A 23,522-nucleotide genomic window follows, 5' to 3' on the forward strand; every position below is an offset into this window, starting at 1 on the left:
ATTCCCCTATAAAACTCAAATTTAATTATGCAGAAAAATTTACAAAAACAATTTTCTAAACTACTGATGCTGGTCGCATTACTGTTTGGAGTAAACTCTTCAGCACAAGTCTGGAGGTATGATTTCGGAACTGGCGAAGGCACTTACACCACTGTTGCGGCTTCTACTTCATTTTTACCCGCGGCTCCAACCAATGGAGGAACATCGAGAATTAGGATGGGAACTAACTCTGGCAACGCCGGTAGTTTTGTACTTGCAAATCCAGGTCTAACCTCGTTAGGTACTGACAGTGAATTACAATTCAGTTCGAATGTTAGTTCGACTTCGGCAAGTAAATTTTCGATTTATGATTATAGTCCAACAAAAGTTGGATATATGAAATTTAAAATTGCATTTGCTGGCGGTACTAACGGAGTGTATCAACTCGTGCTGGGTGATGGTGGTGCATATTCTGATAATAGTCAAATATTTCCCTCTTCAACACAAATTTTCGCAGGTATAAAATGGACATTAGGAAGTTCAAACGCTATAACATATAATGTTATAAATGGTTCAGCATACGGAACAACAGGTATTACTAATGCTACAAGTTTATTTACTCAGAACACTTCCACGATTTATAATGTGGAAATATACATGAATAACTCCAATAGTTCTACCACAACAACATATGCAAGAGGTAGTGAATCTTTCACTTTAGCGAATGCAACATGGGATCTATGGGTAAATGGTACAAGAGTTGGAGCTGGCTTATCAAAAGGCTCTCAATCTGCTAATAGCAACATTGATTCATTTATGTATTTTCATCAGGACAGCTCTTCTACTCCCGGAACTATATATATTGATGATATAGAATATTCAAACATATTAGGCTCATCAGTTACAACAACTGCTGCAACTGCCCTTACTGCCACAAGTGCAACTTTAAATGGTACTATAAACCCTAATAATACAGGTGCTGTAAATGCTAAATTTCAGTACGGTACAGCTACAGGTGTTTATGGTACAGCAGTAGATGCCACTACCCCAACGATTGCTAATGGCACAACCGCTACTTCAATATCTTTACCAATCACAAGTCTTGCTGTAAATACCCAGTACTTTTTTAGGGCGGTAGGTACACAGGGAACTCCGGTTACTACTACTAACGGTGGTGAACAAAATTTCTATACACTTGCAAACGCACCAGGTGCGCCTACGATAGGTAATGCTACACTTACATCTTTAAATGTTACAATTGCACCAAATAGCAACCCGGCAAACACTACTTATGTAATAAGAGTAGTTAATGGCGGCACCACTCAATACGTGCAATCAAATGGTACTTTAGGAGCGTCTGAACCTGCAACACCAAGTACATCAACATCTGTAAACGTAACAGGCCTTGCCAATGCTACAACATATACATTTAGCGTAAAAGCTAAAAATGGTGCAGGTACAGATACTGCTTACAGCACAACTACAGATGGTACTACATTAGCTAACACCTCTCCTACTATAACAACAGGTGGTACAATTGCTGCTTTAAGCACAACTTATGGTACAGCTACGGCTACACCGGGACAGTTTACAGTAAGCAGCTTAAACTTAACAAACGATATTGCAGTTACTGCACCTGCAGGTTACGAATTTTCATTAAGTGCAGGAGGTGCGGGTACTTATACTCCATCGGTAACAGTACCGCAAAACACGACTAATACAATTGTTTATATTCGCCTTGCTGCTACTGCACCTGCTGCTACATACAGTGGCACCGGTAACGTTGTAACATTAACAAGCGGTAGTACAACAATAACAAAAGCAATTACGAATAGTACAGTTGCCCAAAAAGCACTTACGATTTCTGGCTTAACAAGTATTGGCACAAAAGTGTATGACGGCACAGCTACTGCTGTAGTTACAGGAACTCCTGTATTATCGGCGACTGCAAATGGCGATGCTATTACTTTAGGTGGTACACCAGTATATGTGTTTACTGGTAACAATGCTAATGTAGGAACCGCTAAACCAGTAACCGCTTCAGGCTTTACACTTAGCGGTACTAATGCTGCTAACTATAGCCTTACACAACCTACAGGCCTTACAAGTAGTGTTACAGCTAAACCGGTAACTATAGATAATGCTGCTGCTCAAAATAAACCTTATGATGCATTACAAACTGCAGTAGTAAGCGGTACTGTAAATGGTGCCATTAGCCAAGACGATGTTACTGTAAGCACTACAGGACAGTTTACACAGGCTTCGGTAGGCGATAATATTACTGTAAACGGCTTTACTTTAACCGGTGCACAGGCAGGTAACTATATCCTTACACAACAGCCTACAGTTGTTGCTAATATTACTAAAGGCATAAACAATCTTGCAAGTGCTGCAATAAACTTAGGTTTAAATGTATCATATAACTTACCAGGTACAACTATAACTTCAATTTCAGATGCAGCTTACACCTATAGTTTAACCGCTTCATCCGCAGTAACTCTTAGCCAAAACACTTTAACTACAAGTGCTACAACTGTGGGCTCTGCCACATTAACTATTACTCAGGCAGAAACGGCTAACTATCTTGGAAAAACTATAACTGTTCCTGTGAATGTATCAACAATAACTTATGTTGATGGCGATTACAGAACAACAGGTACTGGTAACTGGGTTGCAAGTAATGCTACGCCAGCCATTTGGGAACGTTACAATGGTAGTTCATGGGTTGTTTCAAATTCTCCACCATTTAATACTGCTGCAAATATTTACGTAGCAAATGGCAATATATTAACTACATCTGCTTCTTTCGCAAATTCTGTAAATATTAAAGTTTTAAATGGAGGTTCATTTATAAGTAGACATAACTCTACTGCTAAATCTGTATATATCTATACCGGCGGAACATTTACGTTCCAGGACAATGCTTTAACAATATCAACGAATTTTGATATTGAAGATGGTGGAAATTTTATATTTGATTATGATGCAAACCCAGGAGCAGGATTGAATATATGGAATGGTGTCGAAAACTTTCGTCCTAATTCAAATTTTATTATTAGAAGCCACAAAACTGGAGCGGATCAATATTTTCTACCTATAGCAGATACAAGAATCACGGGACAATTATATAATGGGGTAACTTCATATTTTGGAAATCTAATTATAGAATCTGAAGTGAGGTTAACCTTAAATAACTTCAATAACAAAACTTTGACTCATGGTAATCTTGAAATAAAACCAAGCGTAAATAGTACTTTTATTTACGGAAGCGTTGTTTGGACTGTAGGTGGCAACTTACTTATTAATCAATCTACTGGAACTACTACTGCAAGAACTATAAATCTAACAGCTGGAAACAATTCTGGTGCAGTAACCTTAAACATTAAGGGCGATATAATTAATAATTCAAAAAACACATTTAGACTTTCGAGCGGCAGCGGTACAGTTGCAGTTAACGTGGATGGAAACATTACTTTAAATGACGAAGGTAAGCTTGATTTAAACTCTGTGGGCACATCAACACTTAATGTAAAAGGCGATGTTTCGGCAACTGCAAGTGCTGTTATATATGCGACTGCTGCAACCGCAACTCTAAACCTTAATGGTACAGGTAATGGGTTAACTGATGCTACTACACAAACTATAGATGTTGCAAGTACTGCTACTAACAGAAATCAAAATATTAACTTTTTCGCTAAAAGCGGTTCTTATGTTAAACTTTTAAACCGTGATTTTGAACTTGGAACAGGTTCTAAAGTTACAGTTGAAAATGGAAGTACTATTGATTTTGGTTTCAACCTAACAACACCTCTTGTAGTTAAAGCAGTGACAGGTGCAACTAATACAGCATTTCAAACTGCTACAAACAGTACATTAAAAGTAACATCTGAGAATGGTGTAAATGGTAATGCTGCTTCAACAGGTAACGTGCAGGTAGCTACCACTACTTATCATGCTAATACTAATTACTACTTTGTAGGCAGTACTACTTTACCACAAGTATTTGGTAACGGTTTCTCTTCTGCAAGAAATATCTACATCGAGAAATCTAACGCTACCGATGTTGTTAGTGCTTCTCAAAACGTTGGTTCGATAGCAGAACTACATGTTAACACAGGTGTATTAAGCGCAGGTGCTTTTAAATTAGGCGGTACAACTACAACTCTTACAATACCTGCTAATGGTAAATATGTAACTGCCGGTACAGGTACTAAACCGGATGCCGAAGGAGTATATTCTTTAAGTGCTGCATCTACTGTAGAATTTACAGGATCAGACGCTACAGATATCCGCACTACGCCTACTTATGGTAAAGTACTTGTTACAGGTACTAACGTAGGTACAGATGTAGCTACAAGTGGCCTTAAGTTTACTACAGGTGGCGCGTTTGAGGTTACTAACGGTTCTAAATTTAAAGTAGCTCAGGCAACAGGTTTTAATGGTGGTACTGCTACTGCTGTTACTACTACAGGAACTCCTGCTATAACGCTTGGCGAAACAAGTACGGTAGAATACACAGGTACTGCTGCACAAACTATTACTGCTTTTAACACTACTACTGGCGAAGGCACAGAAGGTTACGGTAACTTAACTGTAAAAAATTCTGGTATCACAACGCTTGGTGCTTACCTTATATATGCAAGAAACGATGTTAAATTAGAGGGTACTACTGCAGCCCTTACTATAAACACAGGGTACACCCTTAAAGTTAAAAACCAGTTTGTTACTAACGGCAATACTGTTCTTATAGAAAACAACGGTGCACTATTACAAACAAATGACGTGGTTAATAGCGGCGAAATTGATGTACTAAAAAACGGCAACCATTTATACAGGTATGATTATACATTATGGTCTTCTCCTGTATTTGGTTCGCAAAAACTTAATCAGTTTTCTCCTTCTACAGTGTCAACACGTTTTTACGATTATGGTGTTGTTAATAATACAGGTTACTACTTAAACATACCTAATGGCGATGTAACATTTACACGGGCTAAAGGTTATTTAATACGCATGCCCGATGTAGAACCTCAGATTCCTGGATATTATACCATAGAAACACCATTTACATTTGTAGGTAATTTTGAAGGAACACCAAATAACGGAAACATTGCTATTGCCGCTAACACTGCTGCAAGCCGCTATACTGCTGTGGGTAACCCTTACCCATCGCCTATTAGTGTTGTAGATTTCTTTACTACAAACAGCGAGGTAATAAATGCAGGTTCAGGTATCTATTTCTGGAGGAAAAAGAATGGTGCCAACACATCGTCTTATGCTACACTTACTCTTGCGGGTTACACTAATGCAGGCTACCACGCAAATCCTGCACCAGGAAATAACTCTGCAGACCAGGCACAGTTCTTTACAGGCAATCAGGATGGCTGGTTAATTTCTCAGGGCCAGGGCTTCTTTGTAAGGACTAAAGAAAATTTATCGGGTACGCCTCAAATTACATTTAACAATGGTATGAGAAGGGCTGCGCCTACAAGTGGCACACAGGCTTTCTTTAGGACGGCACAGTCTACAACATCGCGTTTATGGTTAAACATAACTAATGCTAATGACGAGTACAGCCAGTCGGCAATTGCTTATATTGACGGTACTACAACAGGCCTTGATTATGGTTATGACGGTAGGCAGTTCTCTGATGCTAACGGAATATCTTTATACTCTTTAGCCGAGGATACTAAACTTTCTATACAGGCAAGGCCTTTATTTGAAAACTCGGATGTTGTGCCAATGGGCTATGTTGCCGATGTTGCAGGACAGCTTACTATTGCTCTTGACCATACCGATGGTGTATTTAGCAATGGCCAGGACGTTTATTTAAGAGATAACGTGTTAGGCCTGATACATAATGTTACAGAAGGTGCTTATACTTTTGCTACAGAGGCCGGTACATTTAACGAAAGGTTTGATGTAGTGTACACTGCAGATGCTTTAGGTACTACTAACCCTGTACTAAATGCTAACAGCGTAATTATATACAAAGATGGTAACTCGCTAAACATTAATGCCGGTAACAGCATTATTAACGGTGTTACGGTATTTGATATTCGCGGCAGGCAACTACAAAGCAAAACAGGCGTAAATGCTGCACAAACAGTGCTTACAGGCCTTGATGTTGCACAGCAGGTATTAATTATAGAAGTTACTACAGATCATGGTAAAGTAAGCAAAAAGATAGTTTACTAAACCCGTAGTTTTATTATAAAAGTCCCCGGTAAATTAATTTTTACCGGGGATTTTTGTTTTTGTTAAAGGAGTGCACTTCGCCGATAAATGTCTCATATTCAACGATAAAAAATTTTATTGTTTTAAGGAGCATCTGTAGTCTCAGTTTCTTTGTTTTATAAAAATGGAGAAATTATGACAACAAATCGACTCACGAATGCACTTAGTGCATTTTTAACAATTGTGCTCTTATTGACTGCGAGCCAGTCTTTTGCACAAACAAAACAATTTGCGACCACTTATGTTACATCGGCGTATGTGGTAGGCTCTACAGCCGGAGCAAATGACACTGATCTTGCAACCTCTGCAAAATTAAGATCTAATGTGGTTTTGGCAATCCCGCCAATAATACAGGCATCGTATACTGAATCTTTTATTGAATTACAGTATCCTGCACCTATATCTGCAGATGTTACCACTTACATAAAAATTGGTATGACGGACAACTCCCTGCTAACAGGATTAATAGGAGGTAATTTAGGTAATTTAGTGAATAATGTTGTAGGAGTAGTTGCAGGCCAGCAGGGAATTACTGTTGAGGCTAAAAATGGTGCAACCGTAGCTTTTGCTTCCAGCAGTAACTTTGGACAGCCAAGGCTAAGAATTGTGACAGACAATGCTGCAACACCAAACTATTATATAAAGGTATCTCCCGGTGCTACATACGATAGGATAAGAATACATAATACAGTAAACGCAGGTCTGCTTTCACAAAAGGATCTGGATGTATACGGTGCATTTTATGTTACCGGTGCCCCTACTTGCCAAACGGGCACTTATACATCTTATGACGCAACAGCAGGACTTGTATCTTTACTCGGATCTGGTGTAACAAACATTCGCAGGGCAATTGATGGAGATGCTTCTACATTTTCAAGGATATCTCTTGGTACTCTTGCAGTAGGTACTTATGTAGAGCAGAGTGTATACTTTGATGGTCCTTCTTCAACTTCAGATAAATATAATATTAAGCTTAAATTAGACCCATCATTATTAAGTTTAAACATAAACTTATTACGCCAGGCGGTAACCATCATTGCTTATAAAGGCGGTTCGCAGGTTTATAGCACAACACTCGATGAGCAGGCGCTCCTTCATTTGTACATTGGCACCGATCTTTTAGCTCAAAGGCCTGTGGGAATACAAATAGCCCCGGGAGTAGCCGCAGACAGGATTACCGTAAGATATGCCAGCCTTGCAGGTGTAGGTCTTACACAAAACCTTGACTTATATGAAGTTGTAAAGGGAGATTTTGGTACTGCAATAACTATTAATGGTGGTACAGCCATTACCGGCGGAGCATCTGCATTGTTAAATCAAACGGTATCTTTAACAGCCAGCACTACAGGCTGTTCTAACACAGGCCCTTATACCTACTTATGGTCTACAGGAGCTACTACTGCTACAATACCAGCCCCTACAAATGCCGCTGGCGATACAGTATATACTGTTACTGTAACAGATGCATTTGGCACCAAAAAAACAAATCAGGTTACTATTAAAGTATTGCCTCCTCCGGTTGGTGGTTCTATAGGCAATGGCCAGGGAATATGCAGCGGAGACCTTGCTCCTAACCTAACATTAATAAACTATACAGGTGTTATTGTGCGTTGGGAAGGATCTACATCGCCCACATTTGCCGCAGGTACTATTCAAAATTACACCAATACTACAGCACAGTTAACAGGTGCAGAGATAGGCGCTTTAAACGCTACAAAATATATAAGGGCTGTGGTTGGAAATAGCGGCTATGCAGATGTATACAGTAGTACTGCCACGTTTACAGTAAAATCTACAACATGGAACGGTACAGCCTGGAGTAACGGTGTGCCGGATATGACAACATCGATCATTATATCTGGTAACTATAATGGCACCACAAACTTAGACGGATGCAGCCTTACAGTAAACAATGGTGCTGTAGTAACAATAGCTTCAGACAAGACGGTAACATTAAACAAGTTTGTAAATGTTGCAACAGGCAGTAGCTTCACTCTTGAGCACAATGCACACCTAATACAGCAAACGAATGCAGTTAACACTGGTAACATTACGCAAAAAAGAAATAGCTCTACATTATTCAGGTACGATTATACGTTATGGTCATCGCCGGTAGACGGGCAGCAACTACATGACTTTTCTCAAAATACATTAAATGAGCGTTTTTATGAATACGGAATATCAAATAATGCAGAGTATTACCTACCGGTAAATCCGCAAACTAATTTTGAAGCCGGTAAAGGATATTTAATACGTATGCCAAATGATATTGGAGTACCATCATATTATAACATTCTAACTACTACCGTATTTACAGGTATATTTACCGGAAACCCTCACAATGGCACTATAACAAGGCCATTATCAACATCAGTGAACCGTTGGAATGCTATCGGAAACCCTTATCCGTCTCCTATAGGTGTAACTGCTTTCTTTGATGCTAACGTTGGTGTGCTTCAATCAGGAACAGCATTGTATTTTTGGAGAAAGAAAAACAATACCAATGCCACAAGCTATGCTACTTTAACAAAAGTAAGTTATGCGGCTAACCAGGCAAGCGGAGGCCTACCGGGAGAGAATGCATACGGAGGTTCTCAATGGACAAGCTTTTTTCAAACAACGGCTACTGCAGATTGGGTAATTAATCCGGGACAGGGCTTTTTTGTAAAAACAGCTGCAAATTTAACCAGCCCTGTAGTTACGTTTAATAATGCTATGAGGAGAGGAAATATACATAACACGCAGTTTTTCAGGACCGTAGAACCTGACCAGATGTCACGTATGTGGATAAACCTTGCCGGTACAAATATTGATGCTTACAGCCAGATATCTATTGCATACACAAGCGATGCAACTCTTGGCCTTGATTATGGCAGCGATGGTATGCTGTTTAACAACGGTGGTAACATATCATTATATACTATGGTAGATGACAACAGGCTAACAATTGAAGCAAGGCCGGCATTTACTGATACTGATATTGTTGGCTTAGGCTATAACGCTATAGAGGCAGGAGAATTTACATTTAGCCTTGATAGCAAAGATGGTGTTTTTGCAGACGGACAGGATATATTTTTAAGGGATAACCTGCTTGGCACTATTACTAACATTACTAATGGTAACTATGTATTTACCACCGATGCCGGAAGGTTTAACGACAGGTTTGAACTTTTATATACAACTGATGCACTGGGTACAGAAACCCCTGCGCTTAACGCTAATACAGTAATTGTATTTAAAGAAGGATCTTCTTTAAACATTAATGCAGGTACTGCACAAATAAGTAATGTAACTGTTTATGACATAAGAGGCAGGAAGCTTTACAGCCAAAACGGCACAAATGCAACTACCGCTACTGTTACAGGCCTGCAGGCTGCACAGGAAGTACTTATTGTAGAAATTAATACAGACAAAGGAACAGTAAGCAAAAAAGTAGTTTACTAAAAATATTCGAACCCCTCCATGTTTGAAGTCCCCGTTGCATTTATTGTAGCGGGGATTTCGTCTTTTAATGCAGCACCTGTTATAAAAGCATTTTGAAAAAAAACGGATACTATAAAGACAGTTCACTACTGTGTTTATCAAATTTAAATTATTAAAAATCTAACAGGATATTTCTTATATAACTAATAATATTTAATTTATTCATAATACAGTTCGTCTATAGTTAAATTTTGCATAACTTGCACCAAACAAGCAAATAACGCTGCCCGCCTGCACAAAAAAGCCATTCGTCGAAATATGAAGGAATAATGTGGGACATCGTTGTTTATTTGTATAAGAATTACCAAGGCAACCTGGTAATAGCACCCCAACAAAATTACTACTGATGAAAATTTTTACTACACCTCTTAACCTTAAGTTTCTTTGCTTAGCAATGGTATTTATGCTTTGTGGCACTTTAGCCGCAAATGCACAAAACAATACAACCGGCGGATGTAGCGTTACTACTACATGGAACGGTACTGCATGGAGTAATGGAGAACCTAATACAGGAGTAAGAGCAGTTATAACAGGTAACTTTACATCATCAGCAAATATTTTTGCTTGTAACTTAACAGTAAACAACGGTGCACACGTTACCATATCGGCAGGAACAACCCTTACAGTAAATAATGAAATATCAGTAAACAGTAATTCTTTACTTGTAATACAAAACAATGCCAACCTTGTACAAATAAACGATAGTGCTGTTAACAATGGTACTATTACTGTTTTAAGAAACAGCTCTTCACTTTACAGGTTAGATTATACACTATGGTCTTCTCCTGTAAGCGGCCAGCAACTACAATCTTTTTCTCCGGCTACCTCATCAAATCGTTTTTACAATTACACTTACAGCACAGACAATAGCGGTAACGTATCTGAAATGTATAGTAGTGTTAATGCTGCTGCTAATTTTGAAACAGGAAAATCTTATCTTATACGTATGCCAAATGCAGATAATGCATCAGGCTATAATAATGGTACAACAGCATTAACATTTCAGGGCAGCTTTACAGGCGTACCAACAAATGGCACTGTTACAAAAACACTTGCTACACTGGGAAACAGGTATACTGCTGTGGGAAACCCTTATGCCTCTGCAATCAACGTTCAGGATTTTTTTGCTGCAAACAGCGAAGTTTTAGATCCTGCTGCCGGTTTATACTTTTGGAGAAAGAAAAATGACACCAATGCAGGCAGCTATGCTACACTTACAAGAGATGCTTATGTTTACAACCATGCTAACGGTCAGGAGCAATTTGGCGGCGAGCAGTGGGACGAATTATTTAATGAAGCGTCTTCTCAAAACTGGGTAATAAACCCTGGCCAGGGATTTTTAGTTAAAACTGCCGAAGGAGTTGCTAACCCGCAACTTGTATTTAACAACGCCATGCGAAGGGGGGATGTACACAACAACCAGTTTTTCAGGACTGCGGAAGATGATCAAAAATCGCGTGTATGGCTTAATTTAACCGGTAATGATGCTTTTAGCCAGACTGCAATAGTATATAGTAATACGGCCACTACAGGTTTAGACTATGGCAGGGACGGAAAACTAATAACAAGCGGTACTGTTGCATTTTACTCTATTGCAGATGCTACTGACCTAACAATCCAGGCACGCCCGGCTTTTCAAAACAATGATGTTGTAGTAATGGGTTACATGGCAAACACAGCCGGTAACTATACCGTAAGCATGCACCGTAAAGATGGTATATTTACAGAAGGACAAAATATATACATAAAAGATAACGTAACAGGAGCTATACACAATCTTAATAACGACGATTACTCTTTTACTACTGCGGCAGGTACATTTAACGACAGGTTTACTGTAGTATATACTACAGAAGTTTTAGGGAACAACACTCCCGCAATTACAAATAATGATGTTATTGTTTACAAACAAAATGCTGCAATTAACATATCTGCAGGTACTAACCAGATTACAGATGTGGCGGTATACGATATAAGTGGCAGAAAACTGTATGGCAGCAGTAGCGTTAATGCTTCTCAAACCGTAATCAACGGATTGCAGGTTGCCCAGGAAATGCTGATCGTTGAAATAAATACTGTTAAAGGTAAAGTAAGTAAAAAAATACTATTCTAATTTCCTCCAAGTCAATTTTTATATATTGACTTTCTCCCCACTGTAGTAGTAGCAGTGGGGATTTTTTTTGATTAAATATTTATTATTTAATTAATTACAGATACTCGAAAGTAAATCTTAAAGATGTGTTAAATACTTTGCTTAATCATCTACACCAATAAACATTGAGGATTAAACTACCACTCGTCGACAAATAAATATATTCGTCGAAGAAAACAACATGCTTTATCGAAAAATTATACAACTCGTCGAATAGTTAAAAGTTAATCCAAATGGCGCACTTCCTTTGTAGTGTCATTAAGATTAAAGCATTTATTTACCCGAATATCACCCAATAATTAATTACTAAAATTATCTAAAAAATAAATAACCATGGAATGTCATTACAAGATTACTAAACTTGCTATGCTATTGATGTTTTTTGTAACAGCCGGCATGTATGCACAGGCGCCTACAGTAACATCTTTTTCGCCTACGGTAGTTACACAAAAATCGGTTGTTACCATTACCGGTACAAACCTTGGTAACGTTACAGCCGTAAAATTTGGCGGTACTGCCGCCACATCTTTTACTGCAACTGCTACAAGCATTACTGCAATTGTAGCATCGGGTACATCTGGTGTTGTTAGTGTTACTAACCCAACAGGTACTGCATCATCAACTGCCAGTATAACTTATGTAGCTCCTGCAGCTACAGCAGCCACTAATGCGGTAACGCGCGTTATGACAGACTGGGGAGGCTATTGGTCATCTACTACAACATCGTCTGAAACAGCAAGACAGCCTAATACCCACCATAACCTTACCGGTTTTACCGTTAATAATGGTACAACCTACTCTACCGGGGTAGATGATGCCACACTTACTACAAGGCTGGGCGGTAGTAACATGTATGCACACTCTGATTTTAGGGCGTTACCTGTAAACAGCATTAGTGGCAGCACAGGCCCATCAAGCTACCTTGCTATGGGAAGCCTTATAGACGGAAGCGTTAGCACAGCTACATATACAGCACCCGGTGTTGCCGGACTGCGTGTTAAAGATGTTTTAATTGATGGTATTAAAGGCCTTGATTTAGGTACAGGTGTAACAAACTTAAGTGCCAGCGCAGTACTGTCTTTTAACGTAAACAGTATAGTTCCTGAAAAAATAATTGATGCCGAACCGGATATCCTTATTACCCAGATAGCTTCGCCAAGCAGCAATGCCGACCTTTATTATTTTACAGATGCAGCCGGAAATATTGTAGGTAACCCAATATCTGCAAACTTAAGCAGCATTGGTGCAGTAGGTACTTACAGGCTGGATCTTTTTACACTTGCAACAAACTCTGCTTACTCTACTGTTACACCATCTGCCTCGTTTGAAAATAACGGCACCAGGGAAATCAGGATGATTGCCTTTAAACTAACAGATTTTGGTATTACCTCTGCCACAGCTACCGGCATAACACAATTTAAATGCATACCGGGTGGCGATAGCGATACAGCCTTTACAGCATATAACGCTGCCTCTTTTATAATCCCTGCGCCGGTTATTACTGTACAGCCAACATCTCAGGTAGTATGTACGGGTACAGGCAGTGCTACATTTAGCCTTACAGCCACAGGCACAGGCCTTTCTTACCAATGGAAAAAAAATGGTGTTGATATTGCCAACGCAACGTCATCATCTTATACTGTAGAAAGTACAGCAGCAAACGTAGCGGCTTACAGTGTTGTTGTTAGCAACGAATCAGGATCGGTAGCAAGCCAGATAGCTTACCTTAACACTCTTATTTCAGCGCAGCCTGCATCTGCAACAACATGCCAGGCATCGCCTACTACACTTAGCATAGCAGTAAACGGAGCAAGCTTAACCTACCAGTGGTACTCTAACACTGCTAACACTACTACAGGCAGCACACTAATTGCGAATGCTACAACATCGAGCTATACTCCTGCCGTAAATGCATCAGGTATTACCTACTATTACTGTATTGTTAACAACAATAACACAGCATGTGCAAGGGTTACGTCAAATATCGTTTCGGTAACCGTATCGGCAACATCAGCAGCAGGAACAATATCCGGCAACCAGGCAATATGCAGCGGTACAACAGCAACAGTAAGCCTTACAGGTTACACAGGCTCTATACAATGGCAGGAATCATCAGACAATAGTAACTGGGCTGCCGTAACAACAGGTACAGGTGGTACTACAGCAACTTATACTACAGCTGCACTTACAGCAATACGATATTACAGGGCTGTAGTAACAAGCGGAACTTGCAGCAGTACAACATCGGGCACATCAACAATTAGCATTACACCGGTTTCTGTTGCAGGCACACCATCGGCAAACCAAACAATATGCAGTGGCACAACCGCTACAGTAAGCATTACAGGTTATACCGGTACTATACAATGGCAGCAATCTGCTAACAACAGTACATGGACTAACATTGATGGGGCAACATCTGCAAGCTATACATCTAATGCAATTACAGCTACTACATACTATAAAGCAGTGGTTACAAGCGGTACATGCAGCAGTGCAACATCGGGTACTATAACTGTAAACATATCTCCGCTATCTGTAGCCGGCAGAACATCTGCTAACCAGGCTCTTTGCCCTAACACAGCAACAAGCATAAACATTGCACAATATACAGGAAGCATACAGTGGCAACAATCTGCAGATGCTACTATATGGGTTAACGTAAGTGGTGGCAATGGCGCTACAAGTGCAGTATACACTACACCTGCCCTTACTGCTACAACGTACTACAGGGCTTTAGCAACCAGTGGCACTTGCAGTAGTGCAACATCTGCTACTATAACCATTACGGTAAACAACATTTTAATCTGGACAGGATATGTAAGCACCGCCTGGAACACGGCAGAAAACTGGGCTTGTGGTGTACTGCCTACCTTAAACGATGCTGTATCTATACCGGCTAATGCTACACGCCAGCCTACCGTTTCGGGCATAGTAGGCCTTGCAAAAAGCCTTACAATAGAAAATGGTGCAAACCTGACCGTTCTTACAGGCGGATCGTTAAAAGTTGCAAACGCTGTTACCGTTGCTAATGGAGCTAACATGATAGTTGAAGATAATGGAGCCCTTATACAGGTTAATGATATAGCAAATAGCGGCAAAATTGATGTTCTTAAAAACAGCAATCCATTATACAGGCTTGACTATACTATGTGGTCTTCGCCGGTAAGGGAACAAAACCTGCAAAATTTTTCACCACAAACTGTATCTACACGTTTTTACGAATACAAATGTATTTTTGATACTTCTTTACAAAGGTATAACGAATATTACACTACTGTAGACCCTGCAAATACATCTTTTGAAACAGGAAAAGGATATCTTATACGTATGCCGGATATTGACGATGCAACAGGATATAATAACGGAGCAGCATCTATAATACTACCGGGTACTTTTACAGGTATACCTAATAATGGAACTGTAAACAGGGCAGCCTCTTTAAACGGCAAACGTTTTACAGCAGTAGGTAACCCTTACCCTTCACCTATTAGCCTTGTAGATTTTTACACACAAAACTCAGGCGTAATAGATGGTAACTCTGCATTATACTTCTGGAGAAAAAGGAACAATTACAGGATGTCGTCTTATGTAACTATAACAATGGCTTCTTATACGGCTAACAGGGCAGGATCTGGCGGTACAGAACAGGCTTCTTTTTACACAGGAGATAACAGTGACTGGTTAATAGCACAGGGACAGGGCTTTATTGTAAAAGCACAAAGAAATCCATCTGTAACAAACATTACCTTTAACAATAGCATGAGAAGAGCTGTACCTACAACAGGAAGGCAGGCTTTTTTCAGGGAAGGTCAATCTACAACATCACGCCTTTGGCTAAACCTTACCGGTAGCGAAACCGCTTTTAGCCAGGCTGCCATAGCTTACATGGATGGCGCAACAACAGGCCTTGACTATGGTTATGATGGCGAACAGCTTGCAGGAGACGATGAAATAGCATTGTATACAATTGCAGATGACAGTAATCTTGCTATACAGGCAAGGCCGGTATTTACTCCAAATGATGTAGTAACTGTAGGTTATATAGCAAATGTAACCGGAGAATATGCCCTGAGCCTTGACCATACGGAAGGTGTATTTACTACAGGACAGGAAATTTACCTTAAGGATAACACTACTAATACTGTACAAAATATTACCGACGGAGCGTATGCATTTACATCTGAAGCAGGTACGTTTAACAGCAGGTTCGAATTACTATATACAAACGATGCTTTAGGGGTTAATACACCTGTAATTACAAGCAAAGAGGTTATTGTTTATAAAGAAGGATCTGTTATTAATATATCTGCAGGTACTACAGAAATTACAGATGTAACAATATATGATGTAAGGGGCAGGAAACTGCTTAACAAAGACAACGTAAAAGCTGCACAAACTGTAATTAGTGGTTTGCAGGCTGCACAGGAAGTTTTAATTGTAGAAATTAATACCGTAAAAGGAAAAGTAAGTAAAAAGATCGTTTTTTAATTTTTGATAGTTATTATTATTTATCCCCGCTGTACCACTACAGCGGGGATTTTTGTTTACTGCCAAATTCATTTAAAAATTTATTGCTACTTTTATTTCCATTTCCAAAAAAATCCAATCTAAAATTATGTACAAAAAATTTATCCTCACTTACCTGCTGTTGCAGTCCATTGCATTATTTGCCCAGCAAAATTTGCTGGTTAATGTATACAGCCGGCCAGTACAAAGCCTTAACGGCAAATGGAATTATATTGTAGACCCTTATGAAAACGGCTATTATAACTACCGCTACGAGCCGTTTGACAAACAGGAAAAACCATCTAAAAGTGCTTTTTTTATGAATGCCAAACAGGAAGACAAAACAGAACTTTTAGAATACAATTTTGACAAATCGCCTACGCTAAATGTACCGGGCGACTGGAATACCCAAACCGACAGCCTCTTTTTTTATGAGGGCACTTTATGGTATAAAAAGTCTTTTGATTACGTAAGCAAAAAGGAAGGCAACAGGGCATTTTTATATTTTGGTGCCGTAAATTACCATGCCGATGTGTATCTTAATGGCAAAAAACTGGGCACACATACCGGTGGCTTTACCCCTTTTAATTTTGAGGTTACCGGCAAACTTAAAGACAAAGATAATTTTGTTGTCGTTAAGGTAGATAATAAACGCTGTAAAGAATGTGTACCTACACTTAATACCGACTGGTTTAACTATGGTGGCATTACCCGCGATGTGCAGTTGGTAGAGGTTGCCGCCACGTTTATACGAGAGTATGAAATTCAGCTAAACCCTAAAAATAATAAGCAACTTACCGGGTTTATTAAACTTGATGGGCAGGCTGCCGCCAATAAAAAAATTACGGTAACTATTCCTGAACTTAAAATAAAAAAACAAATTACCACCGATGGCGATGGTACCGCCCAGGTAACTATTGACGTTAAAAATGTAAAATACTGGTCGCCCGAAAATCCACATCTTTATAATGTATTGATTACTGCCGGAGATGATGTTTTGAGTGATAAAATTGGTTTCAGGACTATTACAACAAAAGGGCATAACATTGTGCTTAACGGCAAAAATGTATTTTTAAGGGGAATTTGTATTCATGAAGAAAGCCCCAATAATGGCAAGAGGGTAAGCACTATAGAGGATGCACGCACGTTGCTTACATGGGCTAAAGATCTTGGCTGTAACTATGTAAGGCTTGCTCATTACCCGCATAATGAACACATGTTACGCCTGGCCGATGAAATGGGTATTCTTGTTTGGGAAGAGATCCCTGTGTACTGGACTATAGACTGGAAAAATGCAGACACGTATGCCAATGCCGAAAATCAGTTAACAGAGGTTATAACACGCGACAGGAACAGGGCATCGGTTATTATATGGTCTATGGCAAATGAAACACCATCGCTACCCGAACGTAATACTTTTTTAGGAAAATTAGCTAAGCATTCCCGTAGTATGGACCCTACCCGGCTTATAAGTGCCGCCATGGAACAAAGCAATTATGAAGGCAACCCACTTGTAAAAACTATCGACGATCCTTTTGCTGATGTGGTAGATGTACTTAGCTTTAACCAATACATAGGCTGGTATGATGGCCTGCCAGAAAAATGCAACGAGGTAACGTGGAAAATAACACAGGATAAACCGGTAGTAATATCTGAGTTTGGTGCCGATGCAAAAGCCGGTTACCATGCTGATAAACTTACCCGCTTTAGCGAAGAATATCAGGAAGACCTGTATGTGCAAACCCTTAAAATGCTGAGCAAAATTGAACAGTTACAGGGCTTGTCGCCGTGGATATTAAAAGATTTCCGTTCGCCGCGCAGGCAGTTGCCCGGATTACAGGACGGCTGGAACCGAAAAGGATTATACAGTGATAAAGGCGAAAAGAAAAAGGCTTTTTATATACTTAAAGCTTTTTATGATGCTAAGGCAAAACAGTAAAACAAATTGGCAGGCTTTGATGCCTGCCAATTTGTTTTTATTCAATATTCATTTCCTGCGTATGCCATCCTGCGTTGTCTTTTATAAGGTATACAAATACAGTAATGTCTTTTTTTTGCCCCTCAACTTTAATAGATAAGTTAGCTTCTCCTGCATCGTTAACTGTTTTTATCTGACCTGTAACAAAATAACCAAAGTCTTTTATACCCCCGGTTTGTTTTTGTACGTTGGCATCCTGCTTTATAGACTCGACAGCCGTTTTATAAGCATCGCTTTTTTTCATCAGGCTGCCTCCAAGAAACATTAATGCTGCTCCAATTACTATAATTGAAGGAATAACAATGGCTATTATTTTACGTGATTTTTTCTTTTGCTGCTCTTTCTGTGCTTTAAAGTAAGCAGCAGGATCATTTTTAAAGTCTGGGACATTGTTCATTTTGTTGGTGTTTGTTATAAATATTAGATGAGTAAACTAAACAATAGCTTGTTATTATTACAAAAAGAGCCACGCAAAACGTGGCTCTTTCAATATGCAGTAGGATTAAAAACTTAATCTATCCTTGTAATTTTTGCACCAAGAGCTATTAGCCTTTCGTCTATACGCTCATAACCGCGGTCTATCTGGTCGCTGTTTTGTATAGTACTTACACCCTTAGCAGACAATGCAGCGATAAGTAATGATATACCCGCTCTGATATCTGGCGATGACATAAGGATACCTTTTAGTTTCGATTTAAAATCAAGCCCTATAACGGTAGCCCTGTGCGGGTCGCAAAGAATGATCTTAGCACCCATATCTATAAGCCTGTCTACAAAGAACAAGCGGCTTTCAAACATTTTTTGGTGTATAAGCACCTCTCCCCTTGCCTGCGTGGCAACGGTTAATACAATACTTAAAAGATCCGGCGTAAAGCCCGGCCATGGCGCGTCTGACACGGTAAGGATAGAGCCGTCTATATAGTTCTGAATTTCATAACCATCAGTATGAGCAGGAATATAAATATCGTCTCCCCTGCGCTCTAAGGTTATGCCCAGCTTACGGAAAACGTTAGGTATTACACCCAGGTTATCCCAGCTAACATCTTTAATGGTAATTTCGCTCTGTGTCATTGCAGCAAGGCCTATCCAACTGCCTATCTCTATCATATCGGGCAATATGCGGTGTTCGCATCCACCTAAAGTATCTACACCTTCTATTTCTAAAAGGTTAGACCCTATACCTGTAATTTTTGCACCCATGCTGTTTAGCATTTTGCAAAGCTGTTGCAGGTAAGGTTCGCAGGCGGCATTGTATATAGTGGTTTTGCCCTGTGCTAATACGGCAGCCATAACAATATTTGCTGTGCCGGTTACAGATGCTTCATCAAGCAGCATGTAAGTACCCTGAAGCCTCTCTGCCTCTACACCATAAAAATGGTCTTCTTCGTTATAGCGAAATTTAGCACCAAGGTTTATAAAGCCTTCAAAGTGGGTATCTAACCTTCTTCTGCCTATTTTGTCGCCACCCGGCTTAGGGATATAACCTTTGCCAAAACGGGCTAAAAGTGGGCCTACGATCATTATAGAACCCCTTAGCGACGAACCTTCTTTTTTAAACGCTTCACTTTCAAGATAAGACAGGTTTACCTCATCTGCCTGAAAAGTGTACGACCCGTGCTCCAGTTTTTGAATTTTAACTCCCAGGTTGCCCAGTAAGGCAATAAGCTTGTTAACATCAATAATATCGGGTATGTTTGTAATGGTTACTTTTTCGGGGGTAAGCAATACAGTGTTAAGCACCTGTAAAGCTTCGTTTTTAGCGCCTTGCGGCTTTATTTCGCCCTTAAGAGGGGCACCTCCTTCAATTTTAAATGTTCCCATGCAGCGGTAAAAATGTTATTATTTGCGGTTGTTATTATTTTGATTATTAGATCGTATGTTATTGCCCATACGTTGCATTTTTTGCCTTGGGTTAATTGTAAACTGTGTTTTATTGCTCAGTTTTTTGTTAACCTTCATAAGGTCTATAGATGTAGACAGTTCTTCATCTGCAGCAAGCAGGTTTATTTTACCACCACTAAGTTCCATAAGATGTTCAAAAATAACATCGTCTTTAACCGTGTCTTTATTCCAGCTTAGGTAGCTTTTTTTCATGTGGTTTGCAATCACAATAATGAGTGCGTTCTTCATTTCGCCATCTTCCCAGCTATTGGCAACATCTATCATGTTCTTAATGTTATTGCCATAAAAGCGATATTTAGGAAAGTTTTGAGGATACCCTAACGGCCCCGGCTTAACATTAAGCACTTCGCGCGATGGTGTAGGATAGGGTGAATCAACATCCAGTTTAAAATCAGACATTATAAATATCTGGTCCCATAGCTTGTGCTGAAAATCGGGCACATCGCGCAGGTGCGGGTTTAGCCCCCCCATAACGCCTATAATGTATTTTGCGGCCTTGTTGCGCTCGTTCCTGTCTTCCAGCGCCACTGCCTGCTCAATTAGCTTTTGCAGGTGGCGGCCATATTCGGGAATGATAAGATGCGGCCTTTCGGCATTATATTCAAGAAAATTAACTGCTTCTTCCGGGGTATATCTCATAATGTGAAGTTTGGGTATTTTATAAAGATATAATACCTTCTATAGATGACATTTGCAAATACTTATCTATTACAGCCTGAGCATTCTCCATCCGTACGTTTATAGAAACGCTGGTATATTTACCATTTTTAGAAGCCCGTGTATCTATCACGGCTCCCATATTATTATAGGCTTCTTCTATCTCTACGATCTTGTTGCCATCTGTAGGTACAATAAATTTAAATAAATATTCTGACGGCCACTCTGTAGACCTTGCCAGCTCTTCTTTAAGCCTGGCATAAAACTCTTCGCTCTTGTTATCCATTCGTCATTAAAATAAAGGCAAATATACATTATCCCGCACTAACTTTATTAAAAAATAGCAAGCCGGGTTTATTTTAGGAAAAATTAAAAAAATTAAATTACAAAAGCAACTTTTTAAAGAGATAACATTAGCCAGGCTGCAAATTTGTGCCCCGTATATTGCTATACTTAGTTGCTCATTACATTTATGTTTAACCCTTATTCATTATTAAAAGAAGGGTAATTAATGCAGCAATTATAACAACATAGTAACTGTAGTTTATAATCCTGCTTAAAAATGTACGGTTTCGAAAAAGCCGTAATACGACAAATACAGATGTGCCCATAATAAAATTGAGGGATATCCAAACGGGATATATTTGTAATAACTGTAAGCTGCCTCCACCAAAAGCACTATTTAACCCCATGCTTAACAGTATGCCAAACACCACTAACCACATAAAATAGAGCCCTACTAATATGTGATAAGCAACATGTTTTAAATCGTAATTTTTCATTTTATAATACAATATGGGGCAAAACAGTGTGCTGGTTTTGTTTATTTTAAAAATAAATCAAAAATTATACCAGCCAAAATTAATATTTATCATTTAAATAAACGTGGCATTACTACTTTTATTACCACATCATGTATATTACAAAATCATCTGCTAAAAATGTTAAAACATCTTTAATTATAAGATTTGTGGTTATGCATATTGATTTTTAAGCATAAAAGAACATGGTAAACATACTCTGACTGCATTATTTAACATAAAACTGATTTATAATTAATATATGCATTATTCTCATCATCAGGAGTATTTTACACCAACATTACGAAATAAATATTATATTGTATGTAAAACATTAACAAAAAATTATCTACTTTTATACCATAAATTTTTTGGCCCCCTGAAGAATTTACCGTGTACCCCCTTTAAAAAACTAATTTTACTATTTGCAACATGAAGCTAAAAGAACTTAAAGTTTGGCTGGACAAACTGACCGCTGAAGAACTTGAAAAAGAACTTTTGTACAACTCTATGGATTATGGCATTTCTGGCCATGTAAGTGAAATAAACCGTACAGATGACAACCTTTACTATGTAGGAGATGAGCCTGTATTATTACATACCAGCGAAGACCTGCGTAAACGCGGTTTTACCGAAAAACAAATTGCTGAACTTGATGTTGAAATTCCGCAAGGATGCTACTATATAGAGCTTAGCAACGAATACAGTATACTGGAAAGGTTTTTACACGAAAGATAATAGTCAGGATTTTACATTGCGGCACTCTTAACACAATGTTAGGTAGTGTAAATGGTTTTATTTGGTACATTAGCTTTTACCAATAAACCAACCGTGCAATGATAAAAAACATCCTTACTATTACCCTTAACCCTACAGTAGATAAAAGTTGTGCTGTAGACAATATAAAGCCCGAAAAAAAACTGCGCTGCACTGCGCCAAAATATGAACCCGGAGGCGGTGGGATAAATGTATCCCGCGGCCTTTCGCGGCTCGGCATAAAATCTACCGCATTATTTTTATCCGGTGGCCGCACCGGCGAACTGCTCGAAAAATTACTTGATGAAGAAGGCGTTACCACAAGCCCTGTAAACGTTGCGGCCGAAACCCGCGAAAATTTTATCGTGGTAGACAAATCGCACAATGAGCAATACCGTTTCGGAATGCCCGGCGACACTGTTAGTGAGGAAGAAATTACAGCACTAACAAACAAGATAAACAGCTACTCCCCTTTTCCTGAAATTGTTATTATAAGTGGCAGCCTGCCCAAAGGTATTGATGCGGCTTACATGCGCACGCTGGTAAAGAGCCTTAAAGCAAAAGGCGCAAAGGTTATTGCAGATACATCTGGCGATGCGCTTACAGAGGTACTTAAAGAAGGTGTATTCCTGCTTAAGCCTAACCTGGGCGAACTGAGCCTGCTTACAGGCCGCGAAGAACTGGATAATGAAAGTGCCGATGAAGCTGCAAAACAACTTATTGATGAAGGCAAGGCCGAAATTGTGGTGGTATCGTTAGGGCCGCAGGGTGCTTACCTTGTTAGCAAAGACGAATGTATACATGTACCGGCACCATCGGTTAAAAAACTAAGTACTGTGGGCGCAGGAGACAGCATGGTGGCAGGAATGGTTTCTGTCTTAGCTAATGGGGGTAATCATGTACAAATGGCGCGCATGGGTGTTGCCTGCGGATCTGCAGCTACCATGAGTACCGGCACCGGGCTGTTTACTAAAGAGAATGCGGAGAGGCTGTATAAATGGTTGTCAAAATAAATATCAAATAACAATTTCCAAATTACAAACCGCAACAGGCAATAGACAACAGGCAA

General features: G+C 39.4%; 11 protein-coding genes. 7 read left to right on the forward strand and 4 right to left on the reverse strand.

Translation table 11 applies throughout. The features are described 5' to 3' along the window. The first annotated feature begins 27 nt into the window (after positions 1 to 27). The 5 genes from F565_RS0119410 to F565_RS0119430 all read left to right on the forward strand — a co-directional run bounded on the left by F565_RS0119410 (position 28) and on the right by F565_RS0119430 (position 18,299). Positions 28 to 6,177 carry a YDG domain-containing protein gene (locus F565_RS0119410; protein ID WP_081621369.1) on the forward strand — a complete coding sequence of 2,050 codons (6,150 nt, stop codon included), beginning with the start codon at positions 28 to 30 and terminating at the stop codon, positions 6,175 to 6,177. A gap of 174 nt (positions 6,178 to 6,351) precedes the next feature. Next, positions 6,352 to 9,660, forward strand: a complete 3,309-nt coding sequence (locus tag F565_RS0119415; RefSeq protein WP_154652679.1) for a T9SS sorting signal type C domain-containing protein — start codon at positions 6,352 to 6,354, stop codon at positions 9,658 to 9,660. Between the two features lie 385 nt (positions 9,661 to 10,045). After that, positions 10,046 to 11,812: a T9SS sorting signal type C domain-containing protein gene (locus tag F565_RS0119420; protein ID WP_020214915.1), complete on the forward strand. Its 1,767-nt coding sequence runs from the start codon at positions 10,046 to 10,048 to the stop codon at positions 11,810 to 11,812. A 372-nt stretch (positions 11,813 to 12,184) separates the two neighbouring features. Continuing rightward, entirely contained in the window at positions 12,185 to 16,342 is a 4,158-nt protein-coding gene (locus F565_RS0119425; protein WP_154652680.1) for a T9SS sorting signal type C domain-containing protein, read from the forward strand. Positions 16,343 to 16,469: 127 nt separating this feature from the next. Beyond that, positions 16,470 to 18,299 (forward strand): glycoside hydrolase family 2, encoded by a 1,830-nt coding sequence (locus tag F565_RS0119430; RefSeq protein WP_020214917.1) that lies wholly within the window; start codon positions 16,470 to 16,472, stop codon positions 18,297 to 18,299. 37 nt (positions 18,300 to 18,336) lie between these two features. Here the strand turns inward: F565_RS0119430 and F565_RS22045 are convergent, their stop codons facing one another. The 4 genes from F565_RS22045 to F565_RS0119450 form a co-directional block, all read right to left on the reverse strand. Further along, positions 18,337 to 18,735, reverse strand: coding sequence for a cytochrome c oxidase assembly factor Coa1 family protein (locus F565_RS22045; protein WP_020214918.1), 399 nt, complete (start codon positions 18,733 to 18,735; stop codon positions 18,337 to 18,339). Positions 18,736 to 18,848: 113 nt separating this feature from the next. Then, positions 18,849 to 20,159 (reverse strand): UDP-N-acetylglucosamine 1-carboxyvinyltransferase, encoded by a 1,311-nt coding sequence (gene murA / locus F565_RS0119440; RefSeq protein ID WP_020214919.1) that lies wholly within the window; start codon positions 20,157 to 20,159, stop codon positions 18,849 to 18,851. An 18-nt stretch (positions 20,160 to 20,177) separates the two neighbouring features. After that, a complete protein-coding gene (locus F565_RS0119445; protein WP_020214920.1) occupies positions 20,178 to 20,879 on the reverse strand; it encodes a DUF4290 domain-containing protein in 702 nt (233 codons plus the stop codon). A gap of 19 nt (positions 20,880 to 20,898) precedes the next feature. After that, positions 20,899 to 21,183 (reverse strand): DUF493 family protein, encoded by a 285-nt coding sequence (locus F565_RS0119450; RefSeq protein WP_020214921.1) that lies wholly within the window; start codon positions 21,181 to 21,183, stop codon positions 20,899 to 20,901. Positions 21,184 to 22,129: 946 nt separating this feature from the next. On the opposite strand from F565_RS0119450, the gene F565_RS0119465 reads away from it, so the two are divergent. Together F565_RS0119465 and F565_RS0119470 are read left to right on the forward strand one after the other, a co-directional pair. Beyond that, the gene (locus F565_RS0119465) at positions 22,130 to 22,435 is read left to right on the forward strand and encodes a hypothetical protein (RefSeq protein WP_020214923.1); all 306 of its coding nucleotides are present in this window, start codon (positions 22,130 to 22,132) and stop codon (positions 22,433 to 22,435) included. Positions 22,436 to 22,533: 98 nt separating this feature from the next. Continuing rightward, positions 22,534 to 23,466 carry a 1-phosphofructokinase family hexose kinase gene (locus F565_RS0119470; RefSeq protein ID WP_020214924.1) on the forward strand — a complete coding sequence of 311 codons (933 nt, stop codon included), beginning with the start codon at positions 22,534 to 22,536 and terminating at the stop codon, positions 23,464 to 23,466. Positions 23,467 to 23,522 lie beyond the last annotated feature (56 nt).

This window comes from Flavobacterium rivuli WB 3.3-2 = DSM 21788 (assembly GCF_000378485.1).
GTDB lineage: Bacteria > Bacteroidota > Bacteroidia > Flavobacteriales > Flavobacteriaceae > Flavobacterium > Flavobacterium rivuli.

Bases quoted from the DNA above. Each gene is read 5' to 3' on its own strand.
- F565_RS0119410 (WP_081621369.1), top strand. From the start codon at position 28: ATGCAGAAAAATTTACAAAAACAATTTTCTAAACTACTGATGCTGGTC.
- F565_RS0119415 (WP_154652679.1), top strand. From the start codon at position 6,352: ATGACAACAAATCGACTCACGAATGCACTTAGTGCATTTTTAACAATT.
- F565_RS0119420 (WP_020214915.1), top strand. From the start codon at position 10,046: ATGAAAATTTTTACTACACCTCTTAACCTTAAGTTTCTTTGCTTAGCA.
- F565_RS0119425 (WP_154652680.1), top strand. From the start codon at position 12,185: ATGGAATGTCATTACAAGATTACTAAACTTGCTATGCTATTGATGTTT.
- F565_RS0119430 (WP_020214917.1), top strand. From the start codon at position 16,470: ATGTACAAAAAATTTATCCTCACTTACCTGCTGTTGCAGTCCATTGCA.
- F565_RS22045 (WP_020214918.1), bottom strand. From the start codon at position 18,735: ATGAACAATGTCCCAGACTTTAAAAATGATCCTGCTGCTTACTTTAAA.
- murA (WP_020214919.1), bottom strand. From the start codon at position 20,159: ATGGGAACATTTAAAATTGAAGGAGGTGCCCCTCTTAAGGGCGAAATA.
- F565_RS0119445 (WP_020214920.1), bottom strand. From the start codon at position 20,879: ATGAGATATACCCCGGAAGAAGCAGTTAATTTTCTTGAATATAATGCC.
- F565_RS0119450 (WP_020214921.1), bottom strand. From the start codon at position 21,183: ATGGATAACAAGAGCGAAGAGTTTTATGCCAGGCTTAAAGAAGAGCTG.
- F565_RS0119465 (WP_020214923.1), top strand. From the start codon at position 22,130: ATGAAGCTAAAAGAACTTAAAGTTTGGCTGGACAAACTGACCGCTGAA.
- F565_RS0119470 (WP_020214924.1), top strand. From the start codon at position 22,534: ATGATAAAAAACATCCTTACTATTACCCTTAACCCTACAGTAGATAAA.